The organism is Pseudomonas sp. BS3767, assembly GCF_900099665.1.
In the GTDB taxonomy this organism is placed as follows: Bacteria; Pseudomonadota; Gammaproteobacteria; order Pseudomonadales; family Pseudomonadaceae; genus Aquipseudomonas; species Aquipseudomonas cerasi.
Map to the genome: position 1 here is coordinate 971,387 of NZ_FNCX01000002.1, position 14,989 is coordinate 986,375.

At 55.5% G+C, this 14,989-nt stretch carries 11 protein-coding genes, 4 tRNA genes and 1 rRNA gene; all 16 read right to left on the reverse strand.

Translation table 11 applies throughout. The features are described 5' to 3' along the window. Window positions 1-45: 45 nt before the first annotated feature. Window positions 46-4,245 carry a DNA-directed RNA polymerase subunit beta' gene (gene rpoC / locus BLR16_RS08940; RefSeq protein ID WP_003431814.1) on the reverse strand — a complete coding sequence of 1,400 codons (4,200 nt, stop codon included), beginning with the start codon at window positions 4,243-4,245 and terminating at the stop codon, window positions 46-48. 64 nt (window positions 4,246-4,309) lie between these two features. Beyond that, on the reverse strand, window positions 4,310-8,383 hold the full coding sequence (rpoB, locus tag BLR16_RS08945) for a DNA-directed RNA polymerase subunit beta (protein ID WP_003431815.1): 4,074 nt from the start codon (window positions 8,381-8,383) through the stop codon (window positions 4,310-4,312). A gap of 221 nt (window positions 8,384-8,604) precedes the next feature. Beyond that, the gene (gene rplL, locus BLR16_RS08950; protein ID WP_003317111.1) at window positions 8,605-8,970 is read right to left on the reverse strand and encodes a 50S ribosomal protein L7/L12; all 366 of its coding nucleotides are present in this window, start codon (window positions 8,968-8,970) and stop codon (window positions 8,605-8,607) included. Between the two features lie 79 nt (window positions 8,971-9,049). Then, window positions 9,050-9,550, reverse strand: a complete 501-nt coding sequence (gene rplJ, locus BLR16_RS08955; protein WP_003431816.1) for a 50S ribosomal protein L10 — start codon at window positions 9,548-9,550, stop codon at window positions 9,050-9,052. Window positions 9,551-9,751: 201 nt separating this feature from the next. Then, window positions 9,752-10,447 (reverse strand): 50S ribosomal protein L1, encoded by a 696-nt coding sequence (gene rplA, locus BLR16_RS08960; protein ID WP_002555499.1) that lies wholly within the window; start codon window positions 10,445-10,447, stop codon window positions 9,752-9,754. Then, complete coding sequence (gene rplK, locus BLR16_RS08965; RefSeq protein WP_002555500.1) at window positions 10,447-10,878, reverse strand: 50S ribosomal protein L11; 432 nt, start codon at window positions 10,876-10,878, stop codon at window positions 10,447-10,449. The genes rplA and rplK overlap by 1 nt, the downstream gene beginning before the upstream one ends. Before the next feature lie 118 nt (window positions 10,879-10,996). After that, window positions 10,997-11,530: a transcription termination/antitermination protein NusG gene (gene nusG / locus BLR16_RS08970; protein ID WP_002555501.1), complete on the reverse strand. Its 534-nt coding sequence runs from the start codon at window positions 11,528-11,530 to the stop codon at window positions 10,997-10,999. A gap of 9 nt (window positions 11,531-11,539) precedes the next feature. Beyond that, complete coding sequence (gene secE / locus BLR16_RS08975) at window positions 11,540-11,908, reverse strand: preprotein translocase subunit SecE (RefSeq protein ID WP_002555502.1); 369 nt, start codon at window positions 11,906-11,908, stop codon at window positions 11,540-11,542. A 46-nt stretch (window positions 11,909-11,954) separates the two neighbouring features. After that, window positions 11,955-12,030 (reverse strand) — tRNA-Trp (locus BLR16_RS08980). 165 nt (window positions 12,031-12,195) lie between these two features. Then, window positions 12,196-12,271 (reverse strand) — tRNA-Thr (locus BLR16_RS08985). 26 nt (window positions 12,272-12,297) lie between these two features. Next, window positions 12,298-12,371: transfer RNA gene (locus tag BLR16_RS08990), tRNA-Gly, on the reverse strand. Window positions 12,372-12,395: 24 nt separating this feature from the next. Beyond that, a tRNA-Tyr gene (locus tag BLR16_RS08995) sits at window positions 12,396-12,480 on the reverse strand. Window positions 12,481-12,622: 142 nt separating this feature from the next. Continuing rightward, window positions 12,623-13,051: a hypothetical protein gene (locus BLR16_RS09000; protein ID WP_003369046.1), complete on the reverse strand. Its 429-nt coding sequence runs from the start codon at window positions 13,049-13,051 to the stop codon at window positions 12,623-12,625. Between the two features lie 7 nt (window positions 13,052-13,058). After that, window positions 13,059-13,808 (reverse strand): pantothenate kinase, encoded by a 750-nt coding sequence (locus BLR16_RS09005; protein WP_074805346.1) that lies wholly within the window; start codon window positions 13,806-13,808, stop codon window positions 13,059-13,061. After that, window positions 13,798-14,757 (reverse strand): bifunctional biotin--[acetyl-CoA-carboxylase] ligase/biotin operon repressor BirA, encoded by a 960-nt coding sequence (birA, locus tag BLR16_RS09010; protein WP_161437883.1) that lies wholly within the window; start codon window positions 14,755-14,757, stop codon window positions 13,798-13,800. Before birA ends, BLR16_RS09005 begins: the two co-directional genes overlap by 11 nt. A gap of 147 nt (window positions 14,758-14,904) precedes the next feature. Beyond that, window positions 14,905-14,989: ribosomal RNA gene (gene rrf / locus BLR16_RS09015) — 5S ribosomal RNA — on the reverse strand; the annotation flags it as partial.

Genomic DNA, 14,989 nt, shown 5'->3' on the forward strand with positions numbered 1-14,989 from the left:
ACGAAAGGTGCTGTCTGCCAGGTGAAAAATGCCGAGGCTCTGGTCTCAATTACCGCTGGAGTTCAACGCTTCCGTCAGAGCTGCTTCTACTTCGCTCGCGCTGACACGGGTCGGTTTGTCCATTTCACGACGACGCTTGCGCTCGCTGTGATAAGCCAGACCAGTACCGGCCGGGATCAGACGACCCACGACCACGTTTTCCTTCAGGCCGCGCAGGTAATCGCGCTTGCCGGTCACAGCCGCTTCGGTCAGTACGCGGGTTGTCTCCTGGAAGGAGGCCGCGGAGATGAACGACTCGGTGGACAGCGATGCCTTGGTGATACCCAGCAACACGCGAGTGAACTTGGAAACAAACTTGTCTTCCGTGCTCAAACGCTCGTTTTCTACCAGTACGTGAGTCAATTCCATCTGGTCGCCCTTGATGAAACTGGAATCGCCAGACTCGGCAATTTCAACCTTGCGCAGCATCTGACGCAGAATCGTCTCGATGTGCTTGTCGTTGATCTTCACGCCTTGCAGACGGTATACGTCCTGAATCTCGTTGACAATGTACTTGGCCAGCGCACTCACACCCAGCAGACGCAGGATGTCGTGTGGATCGCTCGGGCCGTCGGAGATAACTTCGCCGCGGTTCACTTGCTCGCCTTCGAAGACGTTCAGGTGACGCCACTTCGGAATCAGTTCCTCGTACGGATCGCTACCGTCGTTCGGGGTAATGACCAGACGGCGCTTGCCCTTGGTCTCTTTACCGAATGCGATGGTACCGCTGACTTCTGCAAGGATCGACGCCTCTTTCGGACGACGCGCTTCGAACAGGTCGGCAACACGCGGCAGACCACCGGTGATGTCACGAGTCTTCGAAGTTTCCTGCGGAATACGAGCGATAACATCACCGATCGCGATCTGCGCACCGTCAGCAACACCAACAAGAGCGTTGGCCGGCAGGAAGTACTGGGCCGGTACGTCAGTACCAGGCAGCAACAGATCCTTGCCATCCAGACCGACCATCTTCACAGCAGGACGGATGTCCTTGCCGGCAGCCGGGCGGTCTTTGGCGTCGAGCACTTCAATGTTGGTCATACCGGTCAATTCGTCTGTCTGACGCTTGATCGTGATGCCTTCTTCCATGCCTACGTAGGTAACAGTACCTTTCATCTCGGTGACGATTGGGTGAGTGTGCGGATCCCACTTGGCCACGATAGAGCCAGCGTCGACCTTGTCGCCTTCCTTCACCGAAATCACTGCACCGTATGGCAGCTTGTAACGCTCACGCTCGCGACCGAAGTCATCTGCGATTGCCAGCTCACCGGAGCGGGATACCGCAACCAGGTGACCGTCAACACGCTCGACGTGCTTCAGGTTGTGCAGACGGACAGTACCGCCATTCTTCACCTGAACGCTGTCGGCTGCCGAGGTCCGGCTTGCCGCACCACCGATGTGGAACGTACGCATTGTCAGCTGGGTACCCGGCTCACCGATCGACTGTGCAGCGATTACGCCGACAGCTTCACCGATGTTGACCTGATGACCGCGTGCCAGGTCGCGACCGTAGCACTTGGCGCAGATGCCGTAGCGGGTTTCGCAGCTGATTGGCGAACGAACGATGACTTCGTCGATGCTGTTCAGCTCGATGAACTCGACCCACTTCTCGTCTACCAGCGTGCCAGCAGGCACGATGACATCTTCTGTGCCCGGCTTGAATACGTCACGGGCGATGACTCGACCCAGTACGCGCTCACCCAGCGGCTCCACAACGTCACCGCCTTCAATGTGCGGTGTCATCAGCAGACCGTGCTCGGTACCGCAGTCAACCTCGGTAACCACCAGATCCTGAGCGACGTCTACCAGACGGCGTGTCAGATAACCGGAGTTAGCGGTTTTCAGTGCGGTATCCGCAAGACCCTTACGAGCACCGTGAGTAGAGATGAAGTACTGAAGTACGCTCAAACCTTCACGGAAGTTCGCAGTGATCGGAGTTTCAATGATGGAGCCGTCAGGCTTGGCCATCAGACCACGCATACCGGCCAGCTGACGGATCTGGGCAGCAGAACCACGCGCCCCGGAGTCAGCCATCATGTACATCGAGTTGAAGGATTCCTGATCAACTTCGACGCCGTGACGGTCGATAACACGCTCTTTGGACAGGTTCGACATCATCGCTTTCGAGACTTCGTCGTTCGCCTTGGACCAAAGGTCGATTACCTTGTTGTACTTCTCGCCCTGGGTTACCAGGCCGGAGGCGTACTGACTTTCGATCTCTTTAACTTCTTCGGTAGCCGCGTCGATGATGCGAGCTTTTTCATCAGGGATAACGAAGTCGTTAACGCCGATGGAAACACCCGAAATGGTCGAGTAGGCAAAACCGGTGTACATCAACTGGTCAGCGAAGATAACGGTCTCTTTCAGGCCAACCACGCGATAGCACTGGTTGATCAGCTTGGAGATCGCCTTCTTCTTCATCGGCTGGTTGACAACGTCGTAGGACAGGCCGGCCGGAACCACCTGGAACAGCAGCGCACGGCCGACAGTGGTGTCGACGATACGGGTGTTCTTGACGCTGCCACCATCACGGTCGTTGACCGTTTCGTGGATACGAACCTTGACCTTGGCGTGCAGAGCCGCTTCGCCGGCGCGGAATACGCGGTCGACTTCCTGCAGATCCGCAAATACACGACCTTCGCCCTTGGCGTTGATCGCTTCGCGGGTCATGTAGTACAGACCCAGTACAACGTCCTGCGAAGGAACGATGATTGGCTCACCGTTGGCTGGCGACAGAATGTTGTTGGTCGACATCATCAGTGCACGGGCTTCGAGCTGAGCTTCCAGCGTCAGAGGCACGTGAACGGCCATCTGGTCACCGTCGAAGTCGGCGTTGTACGCAGCACAGACCAGCGGGTGCAGCTGAATAGCCTTACCTTCGATCAGTACCGGTTCAAACGCCTGGATGCCCAGACGGTGAAGCGTTGGCGCACGGTTCAGAAGCACTGGGTGTTCGCGAATCACTTCAGCGAGAACGTCCCAGACCTCTGGCAGCTCGCGCTCGACCATCTTCTTGGCAGCTTTGATGGTCGTGGCCAGGCCACGCATTTCCAGCTTGCCGAAAATGAACGGCTTGAACAGCTCGAGAGCCATCTTCTTCGGCAGACCGCACTGGTGCAGACGCAGGGTCGGACCTACGGTAATTACCGAACGACCCGAGTAGTCAACACGCTTACCGAGCAAGTTCTGACGGAAACGACCCTGTTTACCCTTGATCATGTCAGCCAGGGATTTCAGAGGACGCTTGTTGGAACCTGTGATCGCACGACCGCGACGGCCGTTGTCGAGCAGTGCATCGACCGCTTCCTGCAGCATGCGCTTTTCGTTGCGCACGATGATATCGGGAGCGGACAGATCCAGCAGGCGCTTCAGACGGTTGTTACGGTTGATCACTCGACGATACAGGTCGTTGAGGTCGGACGTCGCGAAACGGCCACCGTCAAGCGGAACCAGAGGACGCAGATCTGGCGGCAGAACCGGCAGAACGGTCAGCACCATCCACTCAGGAAGGTTGCCGGAACCTTGGAAGGCTTCCATCAATTTCAGACGCTTGGACAGCTTCTTGATTTTGGTTTCGGAATTGGTTTGCGGAATTTCTTCGCGCAGGCGGCCAATTTCGTGCTCAAGGTCAATAGCGTGCAGCAGCTCGCGGACAGCCTCGGCACCCATGCGGGCATCGAAGTCGTCACCGAACTCTTCAAGCGCTTCGAAGTACTGCTCGTCGTTCAGCAGCTGACCTTTTTCAAGGGTAGTCATGCCTGGATCGATAACGACATAGCTCTCGAAGTAGAGAACACGTTCGATATCACGCAGGGTCATGTCCATCAGCAAACCGATACGGGACGGCAGCGATTTCAGAAACCAGATGTGAGCAACCGGCGAAGCCAGCTCGATGTGAGCCATGCGCTCGCGACGAACCTTGGCCAGTGCTACTTCAACACCGCATTTTTCGCAGATGACACCACGGTGCTTCAGGCGCTTGTACTTACCGCACAGGCACTCGTAATCTTTTACCGGGCCAAAGATCTTGGCGCAGAACAGACCGTCACGCTCAGGCTTGAACGTACGGTAGTTGATGGTTTCCGGCTTTTTAACTTCACCGAACGACCAAGAGCGGATCATCTCAGGCGATGCAAGTCCGATACGGATTGCGTCGAACTCTTCGACTTGACCCTGGTTTTTCAGCAAATTCAGTAGGTCTTTCAAGGCTTTTCCTCCTGGCGGAGCAGGGAGCAGGCAATACCGCCCTGCCCCCGATTCGCGTCACGTGTTATTCGGTTTCCAGATCGATATCGATACCGAGCGAACGGATTTCTTTGATCAACACGTTGAAAGACTCGGGCATGCCCGGCTCCATACGGTGATCGCCGTCCACGATGTTTTTGTACATCTTGGTACGACCGTTCACATCGTCCGACTTCACTGTGAGCATTTCCTGCAGAGTGTACGCCGCGCCGTATGCTTCCAGCGCCCACACTTCCATCTCCCCGAAACGCTGACCACCGAACTGTGCCTTACCACCCAGCGGCTGCTGGGTAACCAGGCTGTACGAACCAGTGGAACGCGCGTGCATCTTGTCGTCCACCAAGTGGTTCAGCTTCAGCATGTACATGTAGCCAACCGTTACAGCACGTTCAAACTTGTTGCCGGTACGACCGTCGAACAGCTGCATCTGGCCGCTTTCCGGCATATCTGCCAGCTTGAGCATTGCCTTGATTTCGCTTTCCTTGGCACCGTCGAAAACCGGGGTAGCCATCGGTACGCCGTTACGCAGGTTCTTCGCGAGGTCCAGAATCTCGTTGTCGGAGAGGTCTTCCAGAGACTCCTGACGACCGCCGATTTCGTTATAGATCTCGTTGAGGAACTTGCGCAGCTCAGCAACCTTACGCTGCTCTTCGAGCATGCGGTTGATCTTCTCGCCCAGACCTTTGGCCGCGAGGCCCAGGTGGGTTTCGAGAATCTGACCAACGTTCATACGCGAAGGTACGCCCAGCGGGTTGAGGACGATATCGACCGGCGTGCCATTGGCATCGTGCGGCATGTCTTCAACCGGCATGATCACAGAGACCACACCCTTGTTACCGTGACGACCGGCCATCTTGTCGCCCGGCTGGATGCGGCGACGGATTGCCAGGTAGACCTTGACGATTTTCAGAACGCCTGGAGCCAGGTCATCGCCCTGCTGCAGTTTGCGTTTCTTGTCTTCGAACTTGTCATCCAGAAGACGACGACGATCAACGATGTAAGCCTGAGCCTTTTCGAGCTGCTCGTTGAGAGCATCTTCAGCCATGCGCAGCTTGAACCACTGACCATGCTCAAGACCGTCGAGCACTTCGTTGGTGATCTCCTGGCCCTTTTTGAGGCCAGCGCCGCCTTCAGCTACACGACCCACCAGCGCAGAGCGCAGACGTTCGAAAGTAGCGCCTTCGACAATACGGAACTCTTCGTTCAGATCCTTGCGGATCTCGTCGAGTTGCGACTTCTCGATGGACAGGGCACGCGCATCACGCTCGACACCATCACGGGTGAAGACCTGAACGTCAATGACAGTACCTTTGGTACCGGTTGGTACACGCAGGGAGGTGTCTTTAACGTCGCTGGCTTTCTCACCAAAGATCGCGCGCAACAGTTTTTCTTCCGGTGTCAGCTGGGTCTCGCCTTTCGGAGTGACCTTACCGACCAGGATGTCGCCGGCGCCGACTTCGGCACCTACATAAACGATACCCGCTTCGTCCAGCTTGTTCAGAGCAGCTTCACCCACGTTAGGGATGTCAGCTGTGATTTCCTCTGGCCCAAGCTTGGTGTCACGTGCCACACAGGTCAGTTCCTGAATGTGGATCGTGGTGAAGCGGTCTTCCTGAACAACACGCTCAGAAAGACAGATGGAGTCTTCGAAGTTGAAACCGTTCCAGGCCATGAACGCGATGCGCATGTTCTGACCCAGCGCCAGTTCACCCATATCGGTGGACGGGCCGTCGGCCATGATGTCGCTACGCTGAACACGGTCACCCTTGCTGACCAGCGGACGCTGGTTGATGCAGGTGTTCTGGTTCGAACGGGTGTATTTGGTCAGGTTGTAGATGTCTACACCCGCCTCACCTGTTTCAACTTCATCATCAGCAACGCGGACAACGATACGGCTGGCGTCAACCGAGTCGATCACACCACCACGACGAGCCACGACGCAAACGCCGGAGTCGCGAGCAACGTTGCGCTCCATGCCAGTACCTACCAGAGGCTTGTCGGCACGCAGAGTAGGAACAGCCTGACGCTGCATGTTCGAACCCATCAACGCACGGTTGGCGTCATCGTGCTCGAGGAACGGAATCAGCGATGCAGCTACCGAGACAACCTGCTTGGGCGAAACGTCCATGAGGGTGACATCGGCTGGCGCCTTGACGGTGAATTCGTTCAAGTGACGCACAGCAACCAGCTCGTCGATCAGCTCTTGCTTGTCGTTCATTGCGGCCGAAGCCTGAGCAATGACGTGGTCCGCTTCTTCGATCGCCGAAAGGAAGACGATCTCTTCGGTGACCAGACCTTCCTTGACCACACGGTACGGACTCTCGAGGAAGCCGTACTGGTTGGTGCGGGCATAGGCCGCCAGGGAGTTGATCAGACCGATGTTCGGACCTTCAGGCGTCTCGATCGGGCACACACGGCCGTAGTGAGTCGGGTGAACGTCTCGAACTTCAAAGCCGGCACGCTCACGCGTCAGACCGCCAGGGCCGAGCGCGGAAACACGACGCTTGTGCGTGATCTCGGACAGCGGGTTGTTCTGGTCCATGAACTGGGACAGCTGGCTGGAACCGAAGAACTCTTTGACCGCCGCCGCAACAGGTTTGGCGTTGATCAGGTCCTGAGGCATCAGGCCTTCGCTTTCTGCCATGGACAGACGTTCTTTGACAGCGCGCTCGACACGGACCAGACCTACACGGAACTGGTTCTCGGCCATCTCGCCAACGCAACGAACGCGACGGTTACCGAGGTGGTCGATGTCATCGACGATGCCTTTGCCGTTACGGATATCAACGAGGGTCTTGAGGACCGCTACGATGTCTTCCTTGCACAGCACGCCCGAGCCTTCGATTTCGGTACGACCGATACGACGGTTGAACTTCATCCGGCCTACAGCAGACAGGTCGTAACGCTCAGGACTGAAGAAGAGGTTGTTGAACAGTGTTTCAGCGGCATCCTTGGTTGGCGGCTCGCCAGGACGCATCATTCGATAGATCTCGACCAGCGCTTCCAGTTGGTTGCTGGTGGAGTCGATCTTCAGTGTGTCGGAGACGAACGGACCGCAGTCGATGTCGTTGGTGTACAACGTTTCGATGCGAACAACCTGAGCCTTGGCGATCTTGGCCAGGATTTCAGTGTTCAGCTCGGTGTTGCACTCGGCAATGATCTCACCGGTTGCCGGATGCACGATGACCTTGGCTGTAGTGCGACCCAGGACGTAGTCCAGAGGCACTTCCAGCTCTTTGATCCCGGCCTTTTCCAGCTGGTTGATGTGACGGGCAGTGATACGACGACCCTGCTCGACAATAACCTTGCCCTTGTCGTCCAGGATATCCAGAACGGCAATTTCACCACGCAGGCGCTGAGGCACCAGTTCCAGGCTCAGGTTTTCGCCGCGCACATGGAATACGTTGGTGGTGTAGAAAGCATCAAGCACTTGCTCGGTGGTGTAACCCAGAGCGCGCAGAAGTACGGACGCAGGCAGCTTGCGACGACGGTCGATACGGACGAATACGCAGTCTTTCGGATCGAACTCGAAGTCCAGCCACGAACCGCGGTAAGGAATGATACGAGCGGAGTACAGCAGCTTGCCGGAGCTGTGCGTCTTGCCACGGTCGTGGTCGAAGAATACGCCAGGCGAACGGTGAAGCTGAGACACGATAACGCGCTCGGTGCCATTGATTACAAAGGTACCGTTCTCAGTCATCAGGGGGATTTCACCCATGTAGACTTCTTGCTCTTTGATGTCCTTGATCGCTTTGTTCGACGATTCTTTGTCGAAAATGATCAGACGGACCTTGACTCGCAGAGGTACTGCGTAAGTCACACCGCGCAGCACGCATTCCTTGACATCAAATGCCGGTTCGCCCAAGCGATAACCTACATACTCCAGCGCAGCATTGCCGGAGTAGCTGATGATCGGGAAAACGGATTTGAAGGCTGCATGCAGACCGACGTCGCGGAACTGATCTTTGGTCGCTCCCGCCTGCAGGAATTCGCGATACGAATCCAGCTGGATGGCCAAGAGATACGGCACATCCATTACGTCCGGCAACTTGCTAAAGTCCTTGCGGATACGTTTTTTCTCAGTATATGAGTAAGCCATCAGCGTTCCCCAGCTTGGTCACCTGCTTGTTTGGCTCCCTCCCGACGGAAGCAGCCAGAAAATCTTGCAAACCCCTTGGTTTGCGCCACCGCCATCGGTGGATGCCACACGTTACAGACGTTGACAGCGCCAATCGTCTATAACGGAAAAAGGCCGGTGGCAAAAGCCACCAGCCATCAGCCTTTCGCTAAACGCGTGGGCTGGACACTCAAAATCGATGCTTATTTCAGCTCGACTTTAGCGCCTGCTTCTTCCAGGGTAGCTTTTGCTTTGTCAGCTGCGTCTTTCGACACTGCTTCCAGAACCTGGGCAGGAGCGCCGTCAACTACAGCCTTGGCTTCTTTCAGGCCCAGACCGGTCAGTTCACGAACTGCCTTGATCACGTTTACTTTCTTCTCGCCAGCTTCCAGCAGCATGACGTTGAATTCAGTTTGTTCTTCAACAACAGCAGCTGCAGCAGCAGGACCAGCAGAGCCAGCAGCAGCAGTAACGCCGAACTTCTCTTCGAAAGCCTTGATCAGCTCTACAACCTGCAGAACGGACATTTCAGCTACGGCGTTAAGGATATCGTCTTGAGAGATGGACATGACTCAATTTCCTGAATTGGGGGACGGCCTACGCGACCATCAAAATAAACAAAAATACGCGAAAAGATCTGACTCAGCCTTAGGCTGCAGCTGCTTCTTTTTGGTCGCGAACAGCCGCCAGAGTACGAGCCAACTTGCTGGTAGCGCCTTGAATCACGCTCATCAGCTGAGAAATTGCTTCGTCACGGGTCGGCAGGCTTGCCAGTACATCGATCTGATTAGCTGCGAGGAACTTGCCCTCGAACGCAGCTGCCTTGATCTCGAACTTGTCCTGACCTTTAGCGAATTCCTTGAACAAACGGGCAGCAGCGCCAGGATGTTCATTGGAGAACGCGATCAAGGTCGGGCCAGTGAACACGTCGTTGAGGACACTGAATTCAGTGTCAGCAACAGCGCGCTTGAGCAGGGTGTTACGTACAACACGTACGTAAACGCCAGCTTCACGAGCCTCTTTACGGAGTCCGGTCATTGCGCCAACCGTCACGCCACGGGCATCAGCCACGACAGCGGACAGACCAGCTTTGGCAGCCTCGTTGACTTCAGCGACGATGGCCTTCTTGTCTTCGAGTTTAATTGCCACGGGTTTAACTCCTGCTTGTTACCGTTTCATCCGACCGAAGCCAGATGTCGTTTTGGTGTCTGATTCGGTAAGGAACCGGGAGCACCATCTGCGTAGGCTTGTGGTTTAAGACTTGCGTCGCCTACGGTCTTGGATAGCCCCCGCCAGGCAGGGACCCCAATCTTTCAAATGGTACGGCATCAATCACCGTACCATTTTGTCTTACGCTTCCAACGAACCCTGGTCGATGACCAGGCCTGGGCCCATAGTGGTGCTCAGGGTGATGCGCTTGACGTAAATACCTTTCGAAGAAGCAGGCTTGATACGCTTCAGATCAGCGATCAGGGCTTCAACGTTTTCCTTCAGCTTGACAGCGTCGAAACCGACCTTGCCAACGGAAGTGTGGATGATGCCGTTTTTGTCGGTACGATAACGAACCTGACCAGCCTTGGCGTTCTTGACGGCGTTAGCAACGTCAGGAGTAACAGTGCCGACTTTCGGGTTTGGCATCAGACCGCGAGGACCGAGAACCTGACCCAACTGACCCACAACGCGCATTGCGTCAGGGGAAGCGATAACGACGTCATAGTTCAGATCGCCAGCTTTCATTTCAGCGGCCAGATCGTCCATACCAACGCGGTCAGCACCGGCAGCCAGAGCAGCTTCAGCAGCAGGACCCTGGGTGAAAACTGCAACGCGTACAGTCTTACCGGTACCGTGTGGCAGTACAGTAGCGCTACGTACAACCTGGTCGGATTTACGAGGATCAACACCCAGGTTAACAGCAACGTCTACAGACTCACTGAACTTGACAGTCGACAGCTCGGTCAGCAGAGCAGCAGCGTCTACGAAGTTGTAGGATTTACCAGCTTCGATCTTGCTGGCGATTGCCTTTTGACGCTTGGTCAGCTTAGCCATTACACACCCTCCACGTTAAGGCCCATGCTACGAGCGGAACCGGCGATGGTACGCACGGCCGCTTCCATGTCAGCTGCAGTCAGATCCGCATTTTTTGCTTTAGCGATATCTTCCAGCTGAGCACGAGTCACGGTGCCAACTTTAACGGTGTTCGGGCGAGCCGAGCCGCTGGTCAAGCCTGCAGCTTTCTTCAGCAGAACCGATGCAGGGGTACTTTTTGTTTCGAAAGTGAAGCTACGGTCGCTGTATACAGTGATGATCACTGGTGTCGGCAAGCCTGGCTCAATACCCTGAGTACGGGCGTTGAACGCTTTGCAGAATTCCATGATGTTCACACCGTGCTGACCCAGAGCAGGACCAACTGGCGGGCTTGGGTTAGCCTGAGCGGCTTTCACTTGCAGCTTGATGTATGCGGTTATCTTCTTGGCCATGAGGCACTCCAATTACGGGTTCAAGCGCCAACAAAGGCTCCCCGGTTACTTACGCGTATATCCCAGTGACGAAAAAACCCCACAGCCTTGGGCTGCGGGGTATGGGATTCCAGCTCAGTTATGCCTTTTCGACCTGACTGAACTCCAGCTCTACCGGAGTAGAGCGTCCGAAAATGAGCACCGCCACTTGAATCCGGCTCTTTTCGTAGTTAACTTCTTCGACCGTGCCATTGAAATCAGCGAACGGACCGTCGGTGACACGAACGACTTCACCTGGCTCGAACAGCGTCTTCGGCTTCGGCTTGTCGCTACCATCAGCGACACGACGCAGAATCGCTTCTGCCTCTTTATCAGTGATGGGAGCAGGCTTGTCAGCGGTACCGCCGATGAAGCCCATGACACGCGGGGTGTCCTTGACCAAGTGCCAAGTACCCTCATTCATGTCCATCTGAACAAGCACATAACCTGGGAAGAACTTGCGTTCGCTTTTGCGCTTCTGGCCATTACGCATTTCAACCACTTCTTCAGTGGGAACCAGAATTTCGCCGAAGCCATCTTCCATGCCTGCCAGCTTCACACGCTCGATCAACGAGCGCATGACATGCTTCTCGTAACCCGAGTAAGCATGCACTACGTACCAACGCTTAGCCACGGGACACCCTTAGCCAACTATCAAGGAAACAAGCCAGCCGAGCAGGGAATCGAGCCCCCACAACAGCAACGCCATAACCAGCACAACAGCCACAACGATCAACGTGGTTTGAGTGGTTTCTTGGCGAGTAGGCCATACGACTTTACGGATCTCGGCACGGGCCTCTTTCGCCAAAACGAAGAAAGCCTTACCTTTGCCTGTCTGCAGCGCTACAAATGCAGCGGCTGCGGCAATCACAAGGAGAGCGAGAACGCGATACAGGATCGGCTCAGCAGAATAATACTGATTACCGACAACACCCACGACAACCAAAACGACTACCAGGAGCCACTTCAGCATATCAAAGCGAGAGTCTGATGCTTCAGCCTTGGGATTCATCTACGGAGATCCTGTGAAAAGAAAGCCAGATTACATCTAGGGAATCTGGCAGGTCAGGAGGGAATCGAACCCCCAACCTACGGTTTTGGAGACCGTCGCTCTGCCAATTGAGCTACTGACCTAAAAGCAAAATCAGGCCGACCATTATGCGGACCTGACAAGAGTTTTTCAACACCTTATTCGGAGAGCACCAAACAGGCGACGCCCTCCGAATAAGCTTTAGACGGCGCACGCAGCGCGGAACCGCCTAAAACAAAGGCAGATATTTTCATATCTGCCTTTATCAATGGAGCTCTTGAGCGGATTTGAACCGCTGACCTCACCCTTACCAAGGGTGTGCTCTACCAACTGAGCTACAAGAGCAAAACACTATGCATGAACCACAAGCCTGGAGCGGGTAGCGGGAATCGAACCCGCATCATCAGCTTGGAAGGCTGAGGTTCTACCACTAAACTATACCCGCACAACTTGCAGCTCGCGCTAAATCTGGTGGAGGGGGAAGGATTCGAACCTTCGAAGTCGTAGACGTCAGATTTACAGTCTGATCCCTTTGGCCGCTCGGGAACCCCTCCTAAGCGAGGCAGCATTCTCAACTCATGCTACCCTTCTGTCAACCTTTTTCTCAGTAAAAACCTGAGGTTACATGCGTTGACTACTACCACTTCGTTCGTGAGACTTTCACCTCACTGCGAAGCGGGCGCCATTCTATGTAAACTAATCAGCAGTTGCAATGCCCTCGCACGACATTATTTGATTTTTTAATTGCGGGAAATCCTGACTCAGCTGGCTGATCAAGCCTGCTTCGACAAGGCGTCGACTTTCCGGCGCAATTTTCAGCCAGTAGGCGGTCGACCCGCTCGTTTGCACTGACTGATATTGAGACTGGATATCCAGGCTGTTCAATCGCTGCTCTACCAGGCGCGCGTCCTCTTGCCTGGCAAAGCCACCAACGTACAGGCATTTAGTGTCAGGATCGTGGGACGCCCGGCCAGCATCCGATTCGCTGAGCAGACGGATATCCTGCTGAGAAGCACGGTGCAACGACAAGGGCATGACCTCCTTGGCCCTGAGCGGAGCCTCCTGCTGATGCCAGATGTAATAAAAGGCATTAAGCATCAACAGCAGAAGAAATAACCAACGCATAAAGACCTCAACGCAAAGGGCAGGCGAGAGCCAGCCCCACGAAGACCAGATCAGGAACAATTCGGGCTCCTGGCAGCACATCCGCAACCAGAGCAGCGTCACCGCCCGTCACAAAAATAGCAAAGTCGTCCCCCCAATACCCACGAGCTATCTCGACCTGAGTCACTGCAAACCCCCGAAGCATCAGCGAGCAGCCGCGCTCTACCGCTTCTGCGGTCGCCCGCCCGGGAACTAGACGAACCAACGCCCTTTCCGCCTCTGTGTCGTCATACCTGATGCGACGAGTATGGGTGCGCAACTGATTGCGCATCAAGGGCATCCCAGGACAGATGAAGCCACCAAGATGCGCGCCGCCGGCGTCGACGAAATCAGATGTCACGGCAGTGCCCAGATCAATCACCAGGCATGCACGTTTGACAAGATGGTACGCACCTACAAAAGCCAGCCAGCGATCCAGGCCGAGACGTTCGAAATCGTCATAGCCATTGATCACCCCTCCCAGCTCGCGGGCAGGCACTGCGCAGACGGGGGCAACCGAGAACGCGTCAGCCAGGACAGCAACCAGACGCGCCGTTTCTTCGGCGCTGCGGACACTTACCAGACGGCAGTCGCTGAACGTCGTGTCAGGTAGATTGCGCAGGTGCTCCAACAAGGCTTCGTCAGAGTCCACAACACCGCCGCTGACCACTGCTGCATCGCTTTTAGCGGTAATGCGCCACTTGATGAAGCTGTTGCCGCAATCGAGCTCAAGAATCATCTCGCAACCTCAGGCTCAGCTCACCACCACTAAAGCTTTTTTCCACACCATTGACCTCCAACCGCAGCGCTCCAAGTGAGTCGACCCCCAACACTACTCCCTCCACCACCTCCACCCCCGAGAGCAGCTTGACCGCAGCCCCCTGCCACAAGTGCCCACGCTCCCACTCCTTATGAAATGCTGCAAAGCCCTCCCTGCGATGAACCGCCATAAGAGCCTCAAGCTGGGTGCTTATACGAGCGGCGACCTGATTGCGATCAACCAGGCCGCCTGTCTCAAGCCTCATCGACGTCCATAGCTGATCCACCTCGCTGGAGGAACGCATGTTTACGTTCACCCCTATCCCGATGATCACATGACAAACGTCCGCCGGATCACCAATCAGCTCGAGCAAAATGCCGGCGATCTTCTGCCTGCCAACAAGCACGTCGTTTGGCCACTTGAGGCCTGCGCCCTGGACGCCCATATCACGCAGGACATTCATCACCGCGAGCCCCACCAACAAGCTGAGGCCTTCCAGCTGACGCATCCCGCCATCAATGCGCAGGACCAGGCTGTAATACAGGTTTTCAGCAAAGGGGCTTACCCACTTTCGACCACGTCGCCCTCTTCCGGAAGTCTGCTGCTCGGCCACCACCAGTACAGGCAGAGGAACACCTTGAGTGATCAGGCGTGCGGCCTCAGCGTTGGTCGAGTCGATGGAATCGTAAGTGCGAACAGACCAGTTGGCAGGAAAGCCTGACTGTTCGATACCGGCAGGACTTAGAAGAGAAATAGGCGTTGCGAGTCTATAACCACGACCACGCACCTTGTGGACATCTATGCCCAGATCCGCTTCAAGCTGCTGAAGCTGCTTCCAGACAGCACTGCGACTTATGCCGAGGGCATCGCCCAATACCTGTCCGGAATGAAACGCACCATCGGCAAGAAGCTTTAACAAGGTCAGCATTTGGAATCGCCTGGCAATAAGGCACGCATCATAGCCACGCTGAGGCATGATGCATAGAAACGAAAACGTGTTTTCACGCTGGTTTTTGCAGGCACCAGACAAACAAAAACCCTCAACGCGTAAGCGATGAGGGTTTCTGGAATTCAATCTTGACGATGACCTACTCTCACATGGGGAAACCCCACACTACCATCGGCGATACATCGTTTCACTACTGAGTTCGGGATGGGAT

What these genes read in the sequence shown, in the direction of transcription:
- rpoB (WP_003431815.1), bottom strand. Translation starts at nt 8,383, where the DNA reads ATGGCTTACTCATATACTGAGAAAAAACGTATCCGCAAGGACTTTAGC.
- rplL (WP_003317111.1), bottom strand. Translation starts at nt 8,970, where the DNA reads ATGTCCATCTCTCAAGACGATATCCTTAACGCCGTAGCTGAAATGTCC.
- rplA (WP_002555499.1), bottom strand. Translation starts at nt 10,447, where the DNA reads ATGGCTAAGCTGACCAAGCGTCAAAAGGCAATCGCCAGCAAGATCGAA.
- rplK (WP_002555500.1), bottom strand. Translation starts at nt 10,878, where the DNA reads ATGGCCAAGAAGATAACCGCATACATCAAGCTGCAAGTGAAAGCCGCT.
- secE (WP_002555502.1), bottom strand. Translation starts at nt 11,908, where the DNA reads ATGAATCCCAAGGCTGAAGCATCAGACTCTCGCTTTGATATGCTGAAG.
- BLR16_RS09000 (WP_003369046.1), bottom strand. Translation starts at nt 13,051, where the DNA reads ATGCGTTGGTTATTTCTTCTGCTGTTGATGCTTAATGCCTTTTATTAC.
- BLR16_RS09005 (WP_074805346.1), bottom strand. Translation starts at nt 13,808, where the DNA reads ATGATTCTTGAGCTCGATTGCGGCAACAGCTTCATCAAGTGGCGCATT.
- birA (WP_161437883.1), bottom strand. Translation starts at nt 14,757, where the DNA reads ATGCTGACCTTGTTAAAGCTTCTTGCCGATGGTGCGTTTCATTCCGGA.